Origin of the sequence: Pedobacter sp. ASV28 (assembly GCF_016428855.1) — a bacterium.
Classification (GTDB): Bacteria; Bacteroidota; Bacteroidia; order Sphingobacteriales; family Sphingobacteriaceae; genus Pedobacter.
Genome location: NZ_JAELTN010000052.1, coordinates 12,901 through 34,449, shown reverse-complemented (window position 1 = coordinate 34,449; position 21,549 = coordinate 12,901). Strand labels below are relative to the sequence as shown.

The following is a 21,549-nucleotide window of genomic DNA, read 5'->3' as shown; positions in this document are numbered from 1 at the left end:
TAGACTTTGATAAGGATGCGGAAAACTTTATCTATGCCAGTGGTATTAATAATCCAGCAAATTTAAATGTGGATGGCCTATATACTTCCGAACAGGCAATGTATGCCGTAAATTATTTAGTTAGTGGATTAAAAGCTATAGGTGTGTGGGATAAGATAAAAGCAATCTATCCTTTTGTTGGAGGTACAGCAGATATGCACAAATGGAATTTAAAAGACCCCAGGGATTTAGATGCTGCTTTTAGGATTGTTTGGAATGGAACTATAACACATAATGGTTATGGAGTAAAAGGAGATGGTAGTACAGGTTCAGGAAATACATATTTGATACCAGCTACACATATTGGTAATGTAAGTAGGGGTGGAATGTGTTTTTATTCGGGAACATCAGGATATGATTCAGCATTTAGGAGTGATTGTGGTACTATAGGAGATGGTAGTTCAAATACATTTAGATTAACAATAAAAAGACCTGATGGTCAAACTTTAGCTGGTGTTAATAGTCATGCAAGTGCAACAATAGTAAATGATGGTTCAGGATGTTGGTTATTAACGAAACCATCAACTCAGGGTTATTTATTCGTTAATGGTTTACAATATAATTGGAATAGTAGTAGTGCTACATTTAATAGTACATTATATCCAGTAACAATTTTAAGGGTTCAAAGTGAATATTCACAAAGACAATGTAGATATTTCCATATTGATGAAGGGTTATCAATAACTGAATCACAAGGATTATCTAAATTAATTATTTCTTACCAAGGAATTTTAAATAGAAAAGTATAATTATGATAGTAACATCAAGCGGAAGAATAATAGCAGGAAGTAGGATCATCATTAACGATACGGTTAATGAGTTTTTGGGTACAGTCAATAATTTATGGTCTAATCCAGCCAATTGGAGTTTGGGGGTTATTCCTGCTGCCAATCATATTGCTATTATTAAAGCGAATTGTATTAATGCCAATGGTACGGTTAGGAATTTAAGAGTCGATCCTAATGTTACTTTAGGTTTATTAAGTAGTTCTTTATTCACTACTAATGGTTTATCTAATTCAGGTACAATTGTTAGAAGCACAGGTGATGGTAACGCAACAGTAATCAATGGTATTACCAATACGACAGATTTAGGATTAATTAATATTGCAACAAATGGTGTATTGAATATTAATCCTATTGAAATTCTAACAGATTTAACTACCCAAATTAACAATAGTAGCAGTATAAATGTATTAAGATTATCGGGTATTATAGGCATTAGAGGTTCAATTTCAAATATCACCAATTCAATTCAACAAACTGGTTCAGATACCATTAATGTTCTGGATAACCTTACCATAAATTCAATTGGAGGTTCAGGTCCATTAAGTACGATTAGATTATTAAATGGTGTTAAATTGGAAGCTAATAATATAAATCATGATGGAAACGGTGCAGGGATTTTATGTGATGGTAATAATGAGATAATTGTTAAGGGTAATTATACAGTTAGTTACGGGTATCAAATACCAGTAACTGTACCGGTTATATTTAGAGCCAATTCTACGTTTAGAATTAACAATAATGCTGTCCCCCCTTATGTACATAATATTGTAGTAGATAATGTCGTTGTAACTACTATACATGCAGGTAGTAATTTTTTCACTTTATATAATACCAAGTTAAGTGGTACTACATCAAGTAGTGAATTTGTTTTACAAAACGGACATACTCTACACTTTTTAGGTAATACTAATTCTTCTGTTGAAGATTTAATGTCAACAGGTATATTAACATTGCAATCAGGTTCTACCTTAAATTATATTTTAGGAGGTAACCAATATATAAAACCTATATCTTATAGGCAGTTGGGTATTATGACAAGTGGAGTTAAATACCTTAAAGCTAATACAACTTGTGAACACCTATATTTCAGTGGTACAGCCACCCTAGATTTAAACGGATTTACATTAACAGGATATACAAAATATACTGATGAAGGTAATGTTCCTAGAACAGTACCTAATGATGCTTCTATATTAGAGTATAATCTAACTGGTCAACATGGACAAGCTAAAACCTTAACAGGTAATATTACTTGTAATATAATGAATGTTAATGCAGCAGGCGCAGGAAGTACTTATATAAACTATAATGGATTTACGATTACAGCAAGTATTTTTAATGATATGTTCAATATGTCTACTCATGTGGGCGGTGTGAGAGATAATATGCATTGGACAAATTTTGGATTAGGAACGATAACATTAGCATCACCTATTACAATAAGGGGCATTCTCAGAATGAGTAGTCCTCAACTATCAAGCTTAGTAGGTGGGTGTACTATGGCTGATGGTTCTACTTTTAAAACTAATAATGGTGCAGGAAGTACTTATTATTTTCCAATGGGAATTTCTTCTTATTCTAATGTGGATTTAGTTCCATTTACTAATCAAAATGCTTACACTGTAATATTAAGACAAAATATTGTAGTAAGAGGTACTTACACTAGACCTACCTATGTAATTTTTAATAAGAACGGATTTACAATTAAAGATAGTTTGGGTAATGATTTAGAATAATATAGACAAACGATCAACATCTACCTTCAAAGCATTTTAATGATTAGCCTTTTAGGGAACTTAACTCTCCCATGGATCGTACATAAAATAACAATCCCCCCTTTAGATATTATTTTCCAATACACCATTTGTTTTAAAAATCGGCACTTATCTTTTTGGCGATTATAAGTATAGATTCCTCTCCGATAAATCGGAACAGGCTCTATCGTCGGAATGACAGTTACGTAGGGGAATGACGTAAGGATAAAAAAGCTATTTCCCTAAACCATTTGGCATAAAAACATACCCTGATCCATATATGCAAAAAAACCCTCACCAATTAAGGTAAGGGTTATATTATATAGTTCCTTCGATGAACGTAGGATAGCAAATAACGCTTATCCGTTCAATGCCGCAGCACCGCTTACAATTTCGGTCAGCTCGGTGGTAATTGCCGCCTGACGGGCCTGGTTATAAGCCAATTTCAACGACTTCAATAGATCTCCAGCATTTTCTGTTGCCTTATCCATTGAGGTCATACGTGCACCATGCTCGGAAGCATGAGAATCCAGTACCGCTTTGTATAGCTGTATCTTGATAGACTTGGGGATCAACTGCGTAACGATCTCTTCTTTACTAGGCTCTAGAATGTAATCTACATTCGTTGCATTCACCTCTACATTGCCTTCTGCTTTAGGTAAAGGCAATAATTGCTCTGAAGTTAATACCTGAACGGCCGCATTTTTAAACTTGTTATAAACTACCTCTACCCTATCATATTTACCGGCTTCAAATCCGGCCATTATAGCTTCGGTAATTTTGGTTACATTTTCAAAGGTCAGACTGGTATACACCTCATTATTGTTGCCAATTACCTTATAGTTGCGTTTCTCGTAAAAATCCTGGCTTTTCTTACCAATAGCTACAATACTTACGTTGCCTTTTTTAAACTGTTCGCTATATTTTTCGGCAATTAAGTTATTGGCCGTTTTAATCACGTTCATATTGAAAGCACCTGCCAAACCACGGTTTGAAGAAACCACAACGATCAGTACCTTGTTAGGCTCACGCTCTTCGATAAATGGAGATGAAGCCCCTTCCAAACTGGCAGATAGGTTACCTAAAATCTCTTTCAGCTTTGTTGCGTAAGGACGTAATTGAATGATCGCATTCGTAGCACGCTTCAACTTCGCAGCCGAAACCATTTTCATAGCTTTGGTAATCTGCTGGGTCGATTGTACAGAGGCAATACGATTTCTTACTTCTTTTAAATTAGCCATTTTTTAGTATTGCGTAATGAGTATAGCTTACAGCGACTGATTTCTCAATACGCAATACGCTCTACTCAATACTAAAGTTTAGTATTTACTTGAAATTTCTTTTGCTACAGTTTCCAAAACACCTGTAATCGCATCATCAAACTTACCTGCTTTTAACGCGGCCAAAGTTTCTGGATGGCGAAGTTCCAAAGCCTGCAAATAATCAGCTTCAAACTCTTTTACCTTATTTACAGGCACGCTACGCAACAAGTTTTTCGTTCCTGCGTAAACAATGGCTACCTGTTTTTCTACGGTATATGGAGAAAACTGTGCTTGTTTCAACAACTCCACGTTACGGGCACCTTTATCCAAAACCGATTTTGTAGCAGCATCCAGATCAGAACCGAATTTAGAGAAAGCCTCTAGCTCACGATACTGCGCTTGATCTAACTTCAAGGTACCCGCTACTTTCTTCATCGATTTGATTTGTGCATTACCACCCACACGAGATACCGAGATACCTACGTTAATAGCCGGACGGATACCTGCATTGAATAAATTCGATTCCAAGAAAATCTGACCGTCGGTAATAGAGATAACGTTAGTTGGAATATAAGCAGAAACGTCACCAGCTTGAGTTTCGATAATTGGCAAAGCGGTTAATGAACCACCACCTTTAACAATCCCTTTAATCGACTCGGGTAAATCGTTCATGTTTTTGGCGATATCGTCATTCGCGTTGATTTTCGCCGCTCTTTCCAACAAACGACTGTGTAGATAGAACACGTCACCTGGATAAGCCTCACGACCCGGAGGACGTTTCAATAACAACGAAACCTCACGGTAAGCCACTGCCTGTTTAGACAAATCGTCATAAACAATTAAAGCCGGACGACCCGTATCACGGAAGAACTCGCCAATAGCAGCGCCCGCAAATGGCGCATAAAACTGCAAAGGAGCAGGCTCGGCAGCAGAAGCAGCCACAACAACCGTATAAGGCATTGCTCCGTTTTCCTCTAGGGTGCGTACAATGTTGGCCACTGTACTTGCCTTTTGTCCGCAAGCTACATAGATACAAAACACAGGATTACCTGCTTCATAAAATTCTTTTTGGTTGATGATCGTATCGATACAAACCGCAGTCTTACCAATTTGACGGTCACCAATAACCAGCTCACGCTGACCACGACCAATTGGGATCATGGCATCAATAGCCTTAATACCAGTTTGTAGAGGCTCGTTAACCGGCTGGCGATAAATTACCCCAGGTGCTTTACGCTCTAGAGGCATTTCATAAGTTTGACCAGAAATTGCACCTTTACCATCAATAGGCTCGCCCAAGGTGTTTACCACACGGCCAAGCATACCTTCACCAACTTTGATCGAAGCAATCTTTTTGGTACGTTTAATGGTATCACCTTCTTTGATCTCGTCAGATGGTCCTAACAATACCACACCCACATTATCTTCTTCAAGGTTTAATACAATACCTTGCAAGCCGTTAGCAAACTCCACTAGCTCGCCACTTTGAACTTTGGTTAAGCCGTAAACACGAGCAATACCATCGCCCACCTGCAATACAGTACCAACTTCTTCAAGTTCAGCTTCTGATTTAAAGCCCGCCAATTGTTGTCTTATAATTGCCGAAACTTCGTCTGGTCTTACCTCTACCATAATTTTATATTTTGATATCTTTTGTAAATTTTTATCTCTGTTAAGCGATTGGCGTGAGGCGCATTGTTCGCCATACGTTAATCGCAATACGCAGTATTAGTGCGCAAATTCCTGTTTAAGCTTTGCCAAACCGCTGGCAATACTGGCATCAAACTGTCTATCGCCTACCTTAAGAATAAAACCGCCAATAAGGTCTGGATTAATCTTTTCTTTTACGATGACTTCATTTGCGCCAAGTTCCTTTTTCACCAGCCCAACCACTTCCGCCCTGTTGGCTTCGGTTAAGGCACTGGCCGAGGTTACCTCTGCAGTAACAATCCCTTTAAGAATATTATACTGTTCTACAAACTGCTTTGCCACATCAAACAAGATCGCCGAACGGCCCTTCTTAATCACCAAGCTTAAAAAGCTTTTGGTTATTGCATGTATTTTCTCTCCAAAAACACCATTTACAATACCCGATTTTTTATCCAAAGGCACGATAGGATTCTTCAAAATTGCCTCCAACTCTGAATTCTCATCCACTACCTTCTCAAAAAACGCCATATCATTCTTAATCTCTTCCAAAGCATTTTGTTCTTTAGAAAGATCAATTAACGATTTTGCGTATCTAGCTCCTGCTTTACTTGACATATATTTTTTGGTTTAGCGCTGAGCGTGCCGCGTTCAAAACGCTTATCGCTTAACGCACGACTTCTAGTTTAATTCAACGTCTTTTAACAAATTGTTAACCAACTCCTGCTGTTTTGCCTTATCATCTAACTGGCTACGTAATACACGCTCAGCAATATCTAAAGATAAAGTCGAAACTTGACCTTTCAGTTCGGCCAAAGCTGCTTTCTTCTGATTTTCAATTTCAATACGCGCTTTCTCAATCAGCTTGGCACCTTCGGTATGTGCCAAAGTCTTCGCCTCGTTCACAATGCTATCTTTCAAAGCTTTCGCCTCTTTTAAGATATGGTCACGCTCTTCACGGGCCTGTTTCATCAGCTCTTCGTTCTGCGAAGTTAAGCGGGCCATCTCTTGTTTGGCCAGCTCAGCTTTGTTCAGCGCATCGTCAATGTTTTTCTCACGGTCGTGAATAGCTTTCATAATTGGCTTCCAGGCAAACTTGCCCAATAAAAATACCAACACTAAAAATGCAACGGTATTCCAAACCAACAAACCAATTTCAGGAACTAACAAATCCATCTTATATAATTATAATATTTTAATATGTTAAACAGTTTTTTCTTAAATAAGAACCTTAACGGCAACCCCGAAAAGGTTCTTATCCTAAAATTTTTCTTTGATTATTTTGCGATCAAAGAAACTACTACCGCGAATAAAGCAACCGCCTCGATAAAAGCAGCAGCGATAAGCATAGCAGTTTGAATTTTTGAAGCGGCTTCTGGTTGACGAGCAATTGATTCCATTGCAGATCCACCAATTTTACCGATACCTAATCCAGCGCCTATTGCAGCTAAGCCTGCGCCGATTGCAGCTAATGTTCCAGTCATTTTTCTGATTATTTATATATTGTTTAACAATTATGTTCCAATTAATGATGATGATCTTCTACCGCCATACCAATAAAAAGGGCCGATAGGATCGTAAAAATAAACGCCTGGATAAAGGCTACCAAAAATTCTATCAGGCCAATAAACACGGCGAAGAAAATTGAAGCAGGCGCAATCCAAAGTGAGTTAAAAATAAAGATCAAGCACAACAAAGACATGACCAATATGTGCCCTGCCGTAATGTTGGCGAACAACCTGATGGCCAAGGCAATTGGCTTAGTAAAGATACCAAAAATCTCTACGGGAATCATCAACGGCTTTAACCACCATGGCACTGGCGGGTTCAAGATATGGCCCCAATAGTATTTGTTACCTTTAAAAGTAGTGATCAAGAATGTACAGGTTGCCAATACCACAGTAAGGGCAATATTACCCGTAACGTTAGCACCACCCGGGAAGAATGGCATTAACCCCAGCATATTATTTAACCAGATAAAGAAAAACACCGACAACAGGTAAGGCATAAATGCACCCGCCTTATGTCCCAAGTTTGGTCGGGCAATATCATCACGAACAAATAAAATGATCGGCTCCATGAACGATTGCAAACCTTTAGGCGCCTTACCCTCCCTCTTTTTATAAGAAGAGGCCACCACCAGGAAAACCACAAGCAATACCACTATAGACAACAACATACTGAATACGTTCTTGGTAATAGAGAAATCCAAAGGACGGGCATTCGTCACCACCTCTTCTCCTTTATCATTGGTGGTATGCGACACATAAGAACCATGCGCATCAGCAGTTTCATTGGCATAATAGATCTTATTATGCGCCATGGCAAATTTCTGACCTCCTTTTTCCACCACTACCTTACCATCGTCATTGAACTGAAAAGCAGATGAATTAAAGGTAACCAAATTACCCTTGGCCCAAAGAATAACCGGCAAATGCAAGGTAAAACCATGCTCACCATGACCAAAAAGCGTAAATGAGTGACTGTCACCTATATGGTGAAAAATAAACGAAGTAATATCAAATTCTTTCTTCTCTTCTCCATGACCCTCGGCATGCACGGCTTCGGCAGCTACCTCACCACTTGGCATAGCTACTGTATCCGCTTGCGCAAAAGCAGTCGCTCTAAAACCTAAAAACACAGAAAAAAGCGCAAAAACAACAATTAGCCTTCTAACTTTTGACACAAAAACTCGGTTACAATCCATTTACTCGCAGATTTTTACTATTTATTTTGGTGGCGCAAGTTACGTAACAAACCTAATATTTCAAAGAGGGTAAACAATAAATATAAAGAAAAAAAGTTAAGGGCAAAAATCATATTGCTTCCCTGATGTTTTAAGCTGTAAACCAGCACAAAAGACATGGCAAAAAGCATTTTCAGCACAATAGATCCCAAAATAGAAAAAACACCTGTTTGATGACTTTTTTTAATCCCAACATAGGCCAATATATAGGCAATAAACGTAAGTCCTCCCAAAAAACCAAAGATCAGCCAGAACTGATCGGCCCTAACAATGGCTTCTGGAAAAATTTGTTTGACCACCATCGCTACACCTGCCAGCAAAAAGGTGTATAATAGATAATATAGTATTGTTTTCTTTAAGTCCACTTTTTTATTTTTTGGCAAAGGTACACAAAGCAAGCATATCTGACGGCAACAACTATTTAGTCTTGCTCAGGCTCCTGATGACCTGAAATAGGGCCAGACACACCCCTACCAACCCCAAAATGGCCGTAAAAAGCAGGTCGCTCTTTCTTTTCTCATCAATCTTATAGCCTATAAATACAAATACGCAAATGGTGGCCAGCATCTGAAAACCCATCCCCGTATATTTCGCATAATTTGCTCCTGTCTTGTTCCCTTTATTATCCATATTATGATATATAATACCGTTCCAACCCACAGATGAAGTGCCTCAATAGAAAAGTTTTTCATGCTGCAGTTAAAATATAATTCAAATATTAAGAATATATTGTCGAATAAAATATTTTTGCAGATATTTTGTTATATTGTAAATAACTCAAAATCATTTGAACACTTACCCAAAAAATAGCTGTAACGTCCTCCTATTATGCTCAATTATAGCATTATTAGTGGGCTGTTCTACCCAGAAAGACACTATAGCCAACAGAAAACTCCAAAATCTGTCTGCAAGGTATAACCTGATTTACAACTCCAATGTTTTGTTAGATGAGTACCTGGAGCAGGTTAACCAAACACAACAGAACAATTATGATAATTTCCTGCCTTTATATTATGCGCCAGACATGGCCGATGCCAATAGCAGCAACAAGAAAATAAAAGAGCTTGATGAAATAGATCATAAGGCCCGGGTTATCATTTCCGAGAAAAACTTCAGTAATTATATAGATGACGCCTATATCCTATTGGGCAAGAAAAATTTTTACGAAGGCAAATTCTATAATGCGGTCGAATACTTCGACTATGTAGCGTCGGCCTACAAAAAAGATCATAAAACCTATCTAAATGCGCTAAACTGGAAAGTACGCAGCTTGATCGAGCTTCGCGATTTCAAAAGTGCGGAACAATTCCTGGACACCATTAAAATAGAATTGGATTCGGTTAAAAGACACAAATCAGAACCTCTAGCTACCTTGGCCCAAATGAGTATGCTAAGGGAAAATGACAAGCAGGCCATTTCGTATCTGGAAAGTGCCCTAAAAGCAAAACCTTCTTCCTTAAACAGAATAAAATGGACCTATACCTTGGCCCAGCTCTATGAGAATGAAAAAGAATACCAAAAGAGCTTGGCCGCTTACAGAAAGGTAGAAAAAAGCAATGCTCCTTTTGATATGTACTTTAATGCCAAGCTGAGCAAGGTAAGGATCAATGAATTATTGGAAGGACAAAAATTCGACAAAAAGGCCCAGTTGCTCAAAATGCTGAAAGACGACAAGAATGTAGACTTTGTTGACCAGATCTATTACGAAATAGCTGAAGATTATTATACCGACAAAAACTATAGGAAAGCAGAAGATTATTATAAACGGTCTGCCAAAAGCAGTACGGTAAACAATTACCAAAAAGGCTTGTCGTATTTAAAGATAGCCGACCTGAACTTTAAAGAACTAAGCAATTATCAAACGGCCAAATTATATTATGACAGTACGGCTCTTGCCCTGCCTAAAAATTATCCTGGCTATGATGCCATCATCAACAAGATCAAAAACCTTTCCTACCTACAGGAACGATATGAAGCCATAGCCACTCAGGATACTTTGCAAAGAATAGCCTTATTGCCTGAAGCTGAAAGAGCAGATGCCTTAGAGGCCTACTTTACTTCATTGCTACCGAGCACACCTGCGGCTGGAAGTGAACAACAGCCTGCCAGTACGGGCAGGGCAAACGCCAATTATAAGTCCGAAACCAAGGGTACATTCTATTTTGGCAATGCCAATACCATCAGCAAAGGCTTTAATGACTTTAAGAAGCGCTGGGGAAACAGGAAGTTGGCCAATAACTGGCGCCAAAGTGTTAAATCACTGGCACAGTCCAATCAGGTAGCACAAACTGAAGTGGTAAATGATCCTGGCAACCTGCCTTCCAATCCAGATGTGTCCACACCAGAAATAGCCAAAGACCTTGACAAGGCTAAAAGCTATCTCGATTCCCTTCCACTAACACCGGCAAAACTAGAGAAATCAAACCAGAAAATCATATTGGCCTATCTAGAAATCGGCAGTTTTTACCAGCAGGTATTGAACGATAAGCCAGAAGCGATAAAAGTATATGAAACACTGTTAAAAAGGTTCCCTAATAACGAAAAATTAGAAGTCATTTATTATAGCTTATACTTGGCCTACCAAGAAATAGACCCCTCAAAATCTGACTTCTATAAAAACCTGGTGCTCAACAACTATCCTACCTCGGTATACGCAAAAACCATATTAGACCCCAATTTTTCCATTAAGCAGAACCAGTTAGAAGCTACCTTAAATAAGGAATACGAAAATCTGTTTGCCCAACTGGAAGATAAAAAATTTAAGGAAGTGATCAACAAGGCCAATGAGATCAACCAACGCTTTCCAAACAATAGCCTAGAGGCCCAATATGCTTACCTAAGGGCCATTGCCATCGGCAGAACATCGCACATAGACCAACTGATCCCGGCTTTTAGGGAAATTACCGAAAAATACAAAACAGACCGTTTGATCAAACCATTGGTAGAACAGCATTTGCTTTATATCAATGCACACCTCAACGATTTTAAGAAGCGAAAAATTGCATTGGTTAGTTATGACCCCAACGAAATTCCTTTTATAGCTCCTACACCAGTAAGAGAAGCTGTACAAGCCAAGGCTCCTGTTATTGCCAATGTGCCTAAAGCGGAAGAAAAGCCTACGCCCGTTAAAACACAGCCAAAAGTAGAGGAAAAGAAAGTAACGCCTAAAAAGCCTTTAGACAGCCTTGTGGCCAAAAGGGACAGCACTACTGTTTTAAAACCAATTGCAGAAATTAAAAAAGACAGTATTAGCAAGCCTATGGCCAATGTAGCATTGCCAAAAGATACCATTGCCAAGTCAATAAAGGTTACCCCTCCAAAAGACAGCGTAGCCACTGCCATTGTGGCTGCACCAGAACCCATCAAAGATAATTTGTTCAACCTGGCCTCTTCCAGTACCTATTATTACGTTGTAGCGGTAAATACGGTCAGCGTTAGCCTCAGCACGTCCAGGTTTGGCATAGGACAGTTCAACAGGGGTAATTATACGGGTTCCAATCTTAGGCATCAACTTAAAGAACTGGAAAGAGACCAGCTCATATTGGTAGGCGATTTCAATAGCATGAGTGAGGTAAAAGCCTATCAGCAAAATATAAAAAATCAATTAGGCGTTATCATCAAGGTTCCTGCCACAAATTATAGTACTTTTGTCATCAGCAAAGAAAATCTTGATAAGATTACCGATCGCGAAACCTTGAACAGATACATTAGATTTAGTCATAGTAATGAGTTATAAAAATAACCGTACACTCAGTCCAGAGCTCATCAAAAAATACAATAGGCGCATCTGGAAAGTATTAATAGCAGGCATTGTTTTCTTTGCCATCTTTATTGTGATGATCAGCTTTGGCGTTTTTGGGGAGATTCCTTCCTTCAGGGCCATTGAGCATCCCAAAAGCAACGAAGCTACCGAAGTCATTTCCGAAGAGGGCAAGGTACTGGGCACCTATTTCGTAAAAAACAGATCCAACGTAAACTATACTGAAATTTCGCCGAATGTAGTCAATGCATTAATTGCTACCGAAGACATACGCTATCGTTCACATTCGGGCATAGATTTTAGGCGAACATTCACTATTTTCCTTTATGCCATCATAGGGAAAAAACAAGGGGGAAGTACCATTACCCAACAGTTGGCCTTAAACCTTTTTTCTGAAGAGGGCAGGGCTAAAAACTTTGCCAAACGTATTATCCAAAAATTTCAGGAGTGGGTAATTGCCATCAAACTGGAGCGCAACTATACCAAGGAGGAGATTATCACCATGTATTTGAATACGGTTGATTTTGGCAACAATGCCTTTGGCATCAAATCTGCCGCCAGGGTGTATTTTAATACTACACCAGATAAATTGACTGTTCCACAGGCGGCCGTACTTATTGGTCTGCAAAAAGGGATTACCCGATATTCCCCAACTAAAAATCCAGAAAGGGCGCTTGACCGTAGAAATACCGTAATGGCTTTGATGGTTAAGGAGGGATACATTACCAAAGATGAATTTGCAGGAGAAAAGGAAAAGCCACTCAACCTAAACTTCAATGCGGCCACCACCAATGACGGTATTGCCCCTTATTTTAGGGCGGTATTAAAAAGTGAAGTGAAAAAATTATTAGAAGAGCGTTCTATCAACAAAGCCGACGGTACGCCTTACGATCTGGATAGGGATGGGCTGAAAATATACACCACCATCAATTACGATATGCAGGTGTATGCAGAAGAAGCCCAAAAAGAATACATGAAAGTCCTACAGCAACAATTCTCCAACAGTTGGAAGGGCCGAAATCCATTTAAGGGCATGGACGCATTGATAGACCAGGGCATTAAGCGGTCCGATCGTTATAAGGCTTTAAAGTTGGAAGGAAAATCTGACGACGAAATCAAACAAGATTTCAACACCCCTTCCAAATTGACCATTTTCACCTGGAAAGGCAATATAGATACTTTAATGAAGCCAATCGATTCGGTTAAATATTATAAACTCTTATTGCGCAATGCCATGATGGCCATGGATCCGAAAACAGGCGACATTAAAGCTTGGGTAGGCGGCATTAATTACGAGCATTTCAAATATGACCAAGTAAAGGTAGGGACTAGACAAGTAGGTTCTACCGCCAAACCATTTACCTATGCCGTAGCTATTGAAAATGGCTACTCCCCTTGCTTAACCGTACCCAACGAGCCGGTTACGATTTCCAACCCGGGCAGTCCCGATTGGACCCCTCGTAATTCGGGCACACCGCTTCCAGGATCAATTACCCTACAGAAGGCATTGGCCTATTCGCAAAACTATATTGCGGCCTATCTCATGAAACAGGTTGGACCTACCGCAGTAGTTAATGAAATAAAGAAGATGGGCATTACTTCTGATGTACCAGCTGTTCCCTCTATCTGCTTAGGTACCTTCGATTCTTCTATTTATGATATGGTAGGGGCTTATGGGGTATTTGCAAATAAAGGCGCTTGGACAAAACCCAATTACATTGTTAAGATAGAAGACAAAAATGGGGTGGTGCTCTATGAAAGCAAGCCCATTATCAAGGTGGCCATGAACGAAGAAGTGGCCTATGTGATGACCCGCATGCTGCGCGGTGTAATATCGGGTGGTACAGGCTCAAGATTAAGCTATAAATACAAGATTACAACGCCTATAGGGGGTAAAACGGGAACCACACAGAACAACTCTGATGGATGGTTTATGGCCATTAGCCCCGATTTGGTGGCGGGCGTATGGACCGGTTGCGAGGATAGGGCTTTCCATTTTACCAGTACAAGTTATGGTGAAGGTGCCAACTCTGCCCTGCCCATTTTTGCCGGATTTATGAAACGTGTTTATGCCAACCCGGCTTTAAAAATAAGCAAGAACGATTTTGAGCCACCGGCCAATGGGGTTAGCATTGTTTACGACTGTAACCAATATCAACAACAGGAACAAGGAACTTCAGAGCTGGATAAGAAATTAGGGTTTTAAAGCTTAAATATCAGCCCTCGTAGGTTTAACTTTTCTTTATTCTTGTTGAGGATAAAGTGGAGAGCTTCACCATTTAAAAACCTACGAGGTCCTCGCATTTCTTCCAAGTCCAAAGAACCAAAAAAGTTTAATTGATTTATATGGAGTGTTGGGTTATTTTGTATTGCGGTTTTCACATCATTAATAATATCTAAAACCGCGTTATAGCATTGGTCTGATGTGGCATTTTCCTCTTGTGGTTGAATTACAACAAAATTGCTTTTATACAACTTATCTTCGTCCCAGATAAATTTCCAATAAGAACACCATCTCTAATGTTAACCTTCACCTTATTACTTTCGCACGCTAATTTATACTCCAATGTTCCTTGATAATACTCCAACTGTTGTCTGTTTTCTTTAGATAAAATTCATATTTTTCTCTTACCCCAAGATTATACAATATTATGTGTCCAGTATCTAAAGACAATTTAAATTCAATTATTTCATATCGTTCCCTTTTGTCACTGTTCTTTCCTGGAAAATTTAAATGTTTATTATTAGGTTTATCTTCTATATAAAATAGGGCAAAATATTCCGATTTTGCGGGGAAATTTTTATTATAAAATTTTGATTTTATGAAATATAAACTATCAGAATAAGTTATATTTCCTTTTAAAAAGGATTTTCCTTTTAATGCCGTTAGCAAAACATTAACCGAATCATTCGTTTTTTGCTCATAATCTCCATTAACGTTACAAGAACATATCAGGAAAATTAATATTGAAAATAAGTCTCTTTTAATCATTAATATTGAATTTATAAAAATTAGCCCATTCAATGGCATTGTTTCTGTTAATATATTGGTAATTATTAAGAGGAGAGATGCTTAATTCAAACATCAACCCTGCTTCATATGTTGTCCCATTCATAGGGATCCGACTAGTTAACTTATTTACATCTCTCCCATAATGTACAAATTCATGCAATGTGGTAATAGCTAAGAGCATTCCTAAAGCTCTATATCGGTTGGGAGATTGTACTTTATCCAAGCCTATAACAAGCTCTTTGTTGATTTTTAAAATGTATGTCCCAGGTGTATATTGTCCAAATGCTGGTTGTCCACTACCAGTTAAATTACTTACCAATTCTACTTTTGGCCCTTTCCCGGGTTGCATCAATTGCATAATTTTAGTTTTAGAAAAACCTGTATACCTGCTTAGTGAGTTCAGTACTTCTGGATGTTGGTTTAAAAATGCAGGTAAATTTTCTACCATACTTTTAAAGGTAGGATAATCAGCAAGATTCGTAACATCAATTATATTATGTAAAGTAATAGTAGAGTTTGGAATACTATTCATCTCAACTAGTTCAGTAAAGTTTACATCTGTGTTTTCAATTATAAATCCCACTACCCACATTCCAAAATCCCTGCTCTCCTGCGAATTATTGTTGGCAGCCAAGTAGCTGTTTAGATCGGCCACAAGGGTATTCCCCTGTGTCTGGTACTGTACTTCCAACCATTCTGCCAGTTGGGGAACTAGTCCAAGTTGCAGGGATAACGTTCGTACTGCCGAAGACAGGTCTATTCCCTCGTAAGGGTCGTTACCATCGGGTACTTCAGGAATGGGCACATCGCCACAAGGCAGTATCCACTCCGTACCCTCAGGTGCAGGATAATTGGGCACTACATAATTGGGATCGGGGTTACAGTTGGGCGGATAGCCACTTGGGTCTGGCTCCCCATTGCCATTACCAGTGCCACCTCCACCATTGCCCCCCGGATCGCCAGTTTCGCCACCGCCGGGTGGGGTATAGGGCGGATTAAAGGGCGGGTCTTCGCAATTTTCGCAGTCGGGCGGAGTTTCTGGTTGACAGAACCTGTCTACGCATATATCGCAATAATCGCACGCATTAGGATTCCAGTTTCCTCCCCCCCACGCCGCCGTACAGGTACACTTCTCCCTTACTGGCCATATCAGACACTCCAGAACCTCTTCTTCTTCACTATCCTCTTCATTCTTTACAGATATACCCTTCACGTTTTTCCCTGTTTTTATGGCCGTGCCATATCGATAGGTCTTTAACCGTTTGCCATTCCAGTCCCTTATTTCCACCGTTCCGTTGTAGACCTGCCTCTTCCCGTATATCCATGATTTTGTGGGCCGCAGGTGCACCCATTCGGCATGCACAACCTCTTTGTTGTCTTTGTACATCAGTAAATAATTGAGCGAGGCAAGGGGAACAATGGATTTCTTCTTGCCGTCCACCATCTGCATTACATTGCCAAAGTCCAACGGTATCTTTACAGCTCCCCCAGTGCTTAGCATCTTTTGGTAGGCTTTGTCCCAAACGGGCTGTTTGTTGGCAAATATTGTTTGCAGCGTTGGATGGCCAGATAATGCAGATAATCCCCCCGTTACTTTTTTCGAATTGGCTAAATGCGAATCGAAATAGCTCTTGGCCTCCGCTATGCTCAGGGCATTCTTCAGGTTATCGGGACCTTGAACCAAAAGTTCCTTGCGGCAGGAACTAAGGGCACAACCCGCACATACCACAATAAGCAGCAGGAAATATTTCCCTGGGAGCGTTATTTTCATAAATGTTTAATTCAGTTTGGCAAAATCAAGTTACACAATAAACAACATAAGATCAAAGTGTTAAAAAACGTACGCACCTTATTTCCAACACTTACCTATATGAAAATGGAGAAAACACCTACCAAAAGATATTTTTGCACTAACTTTGAAAAGCATGAGCAGTTTCGACTATAAAAAGGCTTTAAAGGATATCCCGCATAAACCTGGGGTTTATCAATATTTCGATGTGGAAGATAAGCTGATCTACATTGGCAAGGCAAAAGACCTGCGCAATCGTGTAAGCTCCTATTTTGTACAAGATAAGCAGCTGAATGGCAAAACCAGGGTTTTGGTGTCCAAGATCAGGCGCATACAGTTTACCATTGTAGATACGGAAATTGATGCCTGGCTATTGGAAAACAGCCTGATCAAAAAGCACCAGCCCCGTTATAACATCATGCTGAAAGACGACAAGACCTATCCTTGGATCGTCATCAAAAAAGAGCCTTTTCCCCGTATTTTTTCTACCCGAAAAGTAATTAAGGATGGCTCTACCTATTTAGGCCCTTACGCCTCTGTAGGCATGATGCACACTATTCTAGACCTTATCAAAGAAACTTATGCCCTACGTACCTGCAATTTGCCCTTAACATCAGAAAACATCAATGCAGGCAAGTTTAAGGTCTGCTTAGAGTACCAAATTGGCAATTGTAAGGGGCCTTGTCAAAATTACCAATCTGCAGCAGATTACGAGCATAACATTGCCGAAATCAAAGATATACTGAACGGAAAGATCGGCAATGTAATTAAAGAGGTGAAGCAAACCGTTAAAACCGCGGCAGAAGACCTGAATTTTGAACTTGCCCATCACTACCAGCAAAAACTATCGGTACTAGAGAAATACCAGAGCAAGTCTACCGTAGTGAATAGCGCCTTTACGAATTTGGACGTGGTCAGTATAGCTTCAGACCAGCGGTATGCGTTTGTCAATTACCTAAAGGTAATGAATGGCAGTATCATTCAAACGCAGACCATAGAAATCAAAAAACGTTTGGACGAAAGTGATGAAGAGTTACTCTCTATTGCCATTGCCGAATTCAGAACAAAGTTCAAGAGTACTTCCAAAGAAATTATCGTTCCTTTTGATCTGCTTCTGGAAGACCAGAACCTTAAGCTTACGGTACCCAAACTGGGTGAAAAGAAAAAACTGCTAGAGCTTTCCGAAAAAAACGTGCTGTTCTTTAAAAAAGAGAAGCTGAATCAGTATGAAAAGCTGAACCCAGATCTTAGGACGGAACGAATTCTGGGACAGATGAAAGAAGACTTGAGGCTTACCCAACTGCCCTACCATATCGAATGTTTCGATAATTCCAACTTTCAGGGTAAATATCCTGTTTCTGCCATTGTGGTATTTAGGGATGCCAAGCCCAGCAAAAAGGACTATCGGCATTTCAATGTCAAAACGGTAGAAGGTCCAAACGATTTTGCCACCATGCAGGAAGCTGTTTACAGGCGATATAAGCGCATGTTGGAAGAGGAACAGACTTTGCCCCAACTTATTATTATTGATGGCGGTAAAGGCCAATTATCTTCGGCCTTAAGCAGTTTAAAAAAATTGGGTATCGACAAAAAGGTAACGGTTATTGGAATAGCCAAACGTTTGGAGGAACTATATTACCCCAATGATAGCCTTCCCCTTTATCTGGACAAAAAATCGGAGACTCTGAAAATCATCCAACAGTTAAGAGACGAGGCCCATCGCTTTGGCATTACCTTTCACCGAAAAAAACGCGATCAGGGTACCCTAAAGACCGAGCTGGAAGAAATAGAAGGAATAGGTAAGGCTACCGCAGATAAACTCCTCCAAAAATTCAAGTCGGTAAAAAAGATCAGGGAAGCCAATACGGAAGAACTGGGCACTGTACTCCATAAAAAACAGATCATGGCTTTACATGCCCATTTTAATAACCAAACAAATGCCAAATAACATCCTTTCAGAAAAGGGAGATGTTGAATTCAAAAGAGCATCTTCACTTCGGCACAGGAAAGGCTGTGAAGTGAAGATGTACCTAACCTTCTATTGATTAGATTCCTCTCCGATAAATCGGAGCACGCCTAGCGTTGGAATGACAAAGCATATTATTGGGTTAACTTGAAGGAAGCTTCCCGTTCTATAGATCCCTTTTAAAAAAGAAAAGCTCCGATTTACATCGGAGCTTTTTATATGATCTGGGCTAGTATTCCCAAAGACCTTGTTCAAAGTCGGCCATTTTCTTTTTAATTCTTTCCGCTTCAAGCAGCCTTTCCTTTGGCGTTAAGGCTTTTCCATTTTCCATCAGGTCTTCTATTCTCAAATCTGCAGAATTGGACGTTTTGGTAATGTGGCTAAAGAATAATCTTCTTAGAAAAATATCATCGAAAGTCAGCCCCGAATTATCGTTGCCGTCATTTGCTATTTTTGTATTGGCCAGCAGGGTTCTCAGGTCATCAAAATAGATCCATCCAACAGGCTGCTCAGTTACAGTTGGTGCCATCGGCTGTCCATCAGCGCCTACAACAGGTGTACCATCAGCGTTTAAAGCCGCCCTGCTATCTAACCTTATGGGTGCAATACCTACAATACGAGGTTCAAAAACTCCTCTTTTTACATCAAAAATCCAATCTTCCTTCAACCTCAAGCCTTTAAATGCTTGGGCAAAAAAATCGTTGTTGGCCCCATTTAATTCATTGGTATTTGGGTTTATGCCCAAAAATGAAGTATCAGCCAATGACTTCTTACTGTTCTTAGGTTTTTCTGCCGAAACCGGGTCTCTTTCAAAGGATTCGTCATCTATCCCAAACAGCTCCAACTCCCCTTTGCTAATGGCATCATAAATCACCCCTATCAAATTAACTTTTGGAGAAGTCAACACCTGATTACCTTTATCCCTAAAGTCAATAATACGCCAAACCCGCTTGGTGTAAACAATGTCTTCCTTTTTAATTTCCGGATAAGGGATCGGTTCTGCTACAATGGTATCTTTGGCAAAAACATAGCCATCCTGCTTAGGTTTTCTAGGCTTTTTAGGTTTCACTTCTTCTTTTACTGGTGTAACAGGAGGTGGTGTTTCTGTTTTAGCCTTGGTCACTGTGGGTTTCTTTGCAGGTGTATTCTTACCTGTACCCTTTTTGTTTTGCGCAAAAAGAACCGTCGATAACGATACAAGAACAACAAATAGAAATATTTTTTTCATAACAATATTAGTTAATGGTAAATACCATTGAATTCAAGGCAGGCTGACGCCCATCTGGCATTTGCGCAATTACATTCTCAATAAACACCTTAGAACCAAAAGGCAGAGAGGCAATGGCAGCCTTGGCCTGACTGTTGAAGTTATCGCCGGTACAGTAGAAAGGCATCGGATCTTGACGCGGTCTCATAATGGTAACGGTGAATTTTATGACTTTAACATTCAGATCGAATTCAAAATTTTCAAGCTCGGCAACAATCTGGTCTGTACTGGCCATTTTACTGGCTGACATGATTCCTCCTTTTTTACCTGCAAACTTAGCTACAGGATCAGGCACGGCCTTTACCCTAAATTTTTGTGAGCCCAATGGCAATGTAGTGGTACCATTCTTTCCAGAAACATTGATGGAAACTTCCTTGCCCACTAAGGAACCTGGTACATTGATCATGTATTTACCACCAGAGCCCGACAAAGAACCTCCAGAGATAGTCGCATTTACATCAGGGAAACCTGGTGCCGATATCGTAAATGGATTAGGAATACCCGCATAGATCACATTCAACTTATCAGAAGAAATACTTGCCGATGGCTTAGCCACCTGATAGGTCATCGTTGGGGTTTCATAAGGGGTAACTTTACCCGTTCTATCTTTTACCCTAATGGTACCTTTCCACGTAAAAGTACCTACGCTACCTGTACCACCAGTGTAAACACCTTTGCCATTTTCCGTTGGCAATTTGTTTCCATTTACGGTAATATCTGGGTTCGATTTCGAGTCACTTGCCGTTAGGTAAATCTCCGCTTTATAGGGTTGGCCCTGAATTACATAAGAAGAAGGGGCTACTGCCACTGCCTGAAACTGATCGAGGGTAACCATAGGCTTATCGGCCAATATTTTATTGATCACATCGGCTTCCATATTTTTGGTATCGTTCTGGATCATGGTTAAAATGGTCCTGAAAGCGACCAATGGAACGCCCTCTCCAAAATTATTGCCAGTCCAGGTTTTAGGCTCTCCTGCTCTAGGTTTTACAGGATCTAAGGCCTGCAACATAAAAGTTGGTTTTCCTTCATCATGCTGTAAAAGAGAAGCCAATTTCTGACCTGTCTTGTTAATCTCGGCCTGCAATTTTTTCCCTGCCTTATGTTCGGTATCACTACCCATTATGTTCTGACCAATATCTAGATTGTTCTTTTGCTTTAAATCGCCATTTTCATCAAAACCATCCGCTGCAATCTGATCTTGAAGCTTATTGATGTACTTTATTAAGTCTTCACCTATTTTTTGTGCTTCCTGAGCTCTCTTAAGTCTTTCGGCATTATCTGTGCTTTCTTTTGCCTTGGTGTTTGCGTAGTTACTTAAAAGTTGTGTAATGTTGTTTTCAACATTATTTTTGGATGTATTCAAGCTATCGTTAATATTTCTGAAAGCTTTTAACACCAAGTCTGAAACATTGAGCGCAAGCATAGCCAACAGTACCAAATACATGATACCGATCATCTTCTGCCTTGCGGTTTCCTTACCTACTGCCATATTAAATTAGTTTTTTCTAGTAATTG

Annotated in this window: 17 protein-coding genes; 5 read left to right on the top strand and 12 right to left on the bottom strand. The window is 39.6% G+C overall.

Annotation, left to right across the window (positions count from 1 at the left end):
- On the top strand, nt 1–788 hold a 788-nt coding region (locus JHD79_RS17140; RefSeq protein ID WP_199120527.1), incomplete at its 5' end, for a hypothetical protein.
- A 2-nt stretch (nt 789–790) separates the two neighbouring features.
- Nucleotides 791–2,563 (top strand): hypothetical protein, encoded by a 1,773-nt coding sequence (locus JHD79_RS17135; protein ID WP_199120526.1) that lies wholly within the window; start codon nt 791–793, stop codon nt 2,561–2,563.
- Between the two features lie 377 nt (nt 2,564–2,940).
- Here JHD79_RS17135 and atpG read toward each other — a convergent pair whose 3' ends face one another.
- The 8 genes from atpG to JHD79_RS17095 form a co-directional block, all read right to left on the bottom strand.
- A complete protein-coding gene (atpG, locus tag JHD79_RS17130; protein ID WP_199120525.1) occupies nt 2,941–3,822 on the bottom strand; it encodes an ATP synthase F1 subunit gamma in 882 nt (293 codons plus the stop codon).
- A gap of 78 nt (nt 3,823–3,900) precedes the next feature.
- Complete coding sequence (gene atpA / locus JHD79_RS17125) at nt 3,901–5,475, bottom strand: F0F1 ATP synthase subunit alpha (protein ID WP_199120524.1); 1,575 nt, start codon at nt 5,473–5,475, stop codon at nt 3,901–3,903.
- A 96-nt stretch (nt 5,476–5,571) separates the two neighbouring features.
- Entirely contained in the window at nt 5,572–6,108 is a 537-nt protein-coding gene (gene atpH / locus JHD79_RS17120; RefSeq protein WP_199120523.1) for an ATP synthase F1 subunit delta, read from the bottom strand.
- Nucleotides 6,109–6,171: 63 nt separating this feature from the next.
- A complete protein-coding gene (locus tag JHD79_RS17115) occupies nt 6,172–6,666 on the bottom strand; it encodes a F0F1 ATP synthase subunit B (RefSeq protein WP_199120522.1) in 495 nt (164 codons plus the stop codon).
- Between the two features lie 101 nt (nt 6,667–6,767).
- Nucleotides 6,768–6,974 carry an ATP synthase F0 subunit C gene (gene atpE / locus JHD79_RS17110; protein ID WP_010601523.1) on the bottom strand — a complete coding sequence of 69 codons (207 nt, stop codon included), beginning with the start codon at nt 6,972–6,974 and terminating at the stop codon, nt 6,768–6,770.
- A gap of 41 nt (nt 6,975–7,015) precedes the next feature.
- Nucleotides 7,016–8,197 carry a F0F1 ATP synthase subunit A gene (gene atpB / locus JHD79_RS17105; RefSeq protein ID WP_199120521.1) on the bottom strand — a complete coding sequence of 394 codons (1,182 nt, stop codon included), beginning with the start codon at nt 8,195–8,197 and terminating at the stop codon, nt 7,016–7,018.
- Between the two features lie 17 nt (nt 8,198–8,214).
- The gene (locus tag JHD79_RS17100) at nt 8,215–8,601 is read right to left on the bottom strand and encodes a hypothetical protein (protein WP_199120520.1); all 387 of its coding nucleotides are present in this window, start codon (nt 8,599–8,601) and stop codon (nt 8,215–8,217) included.
- A gap of 52 nt (nt 8,602–8,653) precedes the next feature.
- Entirely contained in the window at nt 8,654–8,866 is a 213-nt protein-coding gene (locus tag JHD79_RS17095; RefSeq protein ID WP_199120519.1) for an AtpZ/AtpI family protein, read from the bottom strand.
- A 220-nt stretch (nt 8,867–9,086) separates the two neighbouring features.
- On the opposite strand from JHD79_RS17095, the gene JHD79_RS17090 reads away from it, so the two are divergent.
- Both JHD79_RS17090 and JHD79_RS17085 read left to right on the top strand, forming a co-directional pair.
- The gene (locus JHD79_RS17090; RefSeq protein WP_199120518.1) at nt 9,087–11,972 is read left to right on the top strand and encodes a gliding motility protein; all 2,886 of its coding nucleotides are present in this window, start codon (nt 9,087–9,089) and stop codon (nt 11,970–11,972) included.
- Complete coding sequence (locus JHD79_RS17085; RefSeq protein ID WP_199120517.1) at nt 11,962–14,202, top strand: transglycosylase domain-containing protein; 2,241 nt, start codon at nt 11,962–11,964, stop codon at nt 14,200–14,202. The genes JHD79_RS17090 and JHD79_RS17085 overlap by 11 nt, the downstream gene beginning before the upstream one ends.
- 345 nt (nt 14,203–14,547) lie before the next feature.
- Here JHD79_RS17085 and JHD79_RS17080 read toward each other — a convergent pair whose 3' ends face one another.
- Together JHD79_RS17080 and JHD79_RS17075 are read right to left on the bottom strand one after the other, a co-directional pair.
- Nucleotides 14,548–14,988 (bottom strand): hypothetical protein, encoded by a 441-nt coding sequence (locus tag JHD79_RS17080; RefSeq protein ID WP_199120516.1) that lies wholly within the window; start codon nt 14,986–14,988, stop codon nt 14,548–14,550.
- The gene (locus JHD79_RS17075; protein WP_199120515.1) at nt 14,981–16,780 is read right to left on the bottom strand and encodes a hypothetical protein; all 1,800 of its coding nucleotides are present in this window, start codon (nt 16,778–16,780) and stop codon (nt 14,981–14,983) included. Before JHD79_RS17075 ends, JHD79_RS17080 begins: the two co-directional genes overlap by 8 nt.
- Before the next feature lie 154 nt (nt 16,781–16,934).
- Here JHD79_RS17075 and uvrC point away from each other — a divergent pair, with 154 nt between their 5' ends.
- Complete coding sequence (gene uvrC, locus JHD79_RS17070; protein WP_199120514.1) at nt 16,935–18,746, top strand: excinuclease ABC subunit UvrC; 1,812 nt, start codon at nt 16,935–16,937, stop codon at nt 18,744–18,746.
- 247 nt (nt 18,747–18,993) lie between these two features.
- On the opposite strand, the gene gldN is transcribed toward uvrC, so the two are convergent.
- Together gldN and gldM are read right to left on the bottom strand one after the other, a co-directional pair.
- On the bottom strand, nt 18,994–19,992 hold the full coding sequence (gene gldN, locus JHD79_RS17065; RefSeq protein ID WP_199120513.1) for a gliding motility protein GldN: 999 nt from the start codon (nt 19,990–19,992) through the stop codon (nt 18,994–18,996).
- A 7-nt stretch (nt 19,993–19,999) separates the two neighbouring features.
- Nucleotides 20,000–21,523, bottom strand: a complete 1,524-nt coding sequence (gene gldM / locus JHD79_RS17060; RefSeq protein WP_199120512.1) for a gliding motility protein GldM — start codon at nt 21,521–21,523, stop codon at nt 20,000–20,002.
- Nucleotides 21,524–21,549: the final 26 nt, after the last annotated feature.

What these genes read in the sequence shown, in the direction of transcription:
- JHD79_RS17135 (WP_199120526.1), top strand. Translation starts at nt 791, where the DNA reads ATGATAGTAACATCAAGCGGAAGAATAATAGCAGGAAGTAGGATCATC.
- atpG (WP_199120525.1), bottom strand. Translation starts at nt 3,822, where the DNA reads ATGGCTAATTTAAAAGAAGTAAGAAATCGTATTGCCTCTGTACAATCG.
- atpA (WP_199120524.1), bottom strand. Translation starts at nt 5,475, where the DNA reads ATGGTAGAGGTAAGACCAGACGAAGTTTCGGCAATTATAAGACAACAA.
- atpH (WP_199120523.1), bottom strand. Translation starts at nt 6,108, where the DNA reads ATGTCAAGTAAAGCAGGAGCTAGATACGCAAAATCGTTAATTGATCTT.
- JHD79_RS17115 (WP_199120522.1), bottom strand. Translation starts at nt 6,666, where the DNA reads ATGGATTTGTTAGTTCCTGAAATTGGTTTGTTGGTTTGGAATACCGTT.
- atpE (WP_010601523.1), bottom strand. Translation starts at nt 6,974, where the DNA reads ATGACTGGAACATTAGCTGCAATCGGCGCAGGCTTAGCTGCAATAGGC.
- atpB (WP_199120521.1), bottom strand. Translation starts at nt 8,197, where the DNA reads ATGGATTGTAACCGAGTTTTTGTGTCAAAAGTTAGAAGGCTAATTGTT.
- JHD79_RS17095 (WP_199120519.1), bottom strand. Translation starts at nt 8,866, where the DNA reads ATGGATAATAAAGGGAACAAGACAGGAGCAAATTATGCGAAATATACG.
- JHD79_RS17085 (WP_199120517.1), top strand. Translation starts at nt 11,962, where the DNA reads ATGAGTTATAAAAATAACCGTACACTCAGTCCAGAGCTCATCAAAAAA.
- JHD79_RS17080 (WP_199120516.1), bottom strand. Translation starts at nt 14,988, where the DNA reads ATGATTAAAAGAGACTTATTTTCAATATTAATTTTCCTGATATGTTCT.
- JHD79_RS17075 (WP_199120515.1), bottom strand. Translation starts at nt 16,780, where the DNA reads ATGAAAATAACGCTCCCAGGGAAATATTTCCTGCTGCTTATTGTGGTA.
- uvrC (WP_199120514.1), top strand. Translation starts at nt 16,935, where the DNA reads ATGAGCAGTTTCGACTATAAAAAGGCTTTAAAGGATATCCCGCATAAA.
- gldN (WP_199120513.1), bottom strand. Translation starts at nt 19,992, where the DNA reads ATGAAAAAAATATTTCTATTTGTTGTTCTTGTATCGTTATCGACGGTT.
- gldM (WP_199120512.1), bottom strand. Translation starts at nt 21,523, where the DNA reads ATGGCAGTAGGTAAGGAAACCGCAAGGCAGAAGATGATCGGTATCATG.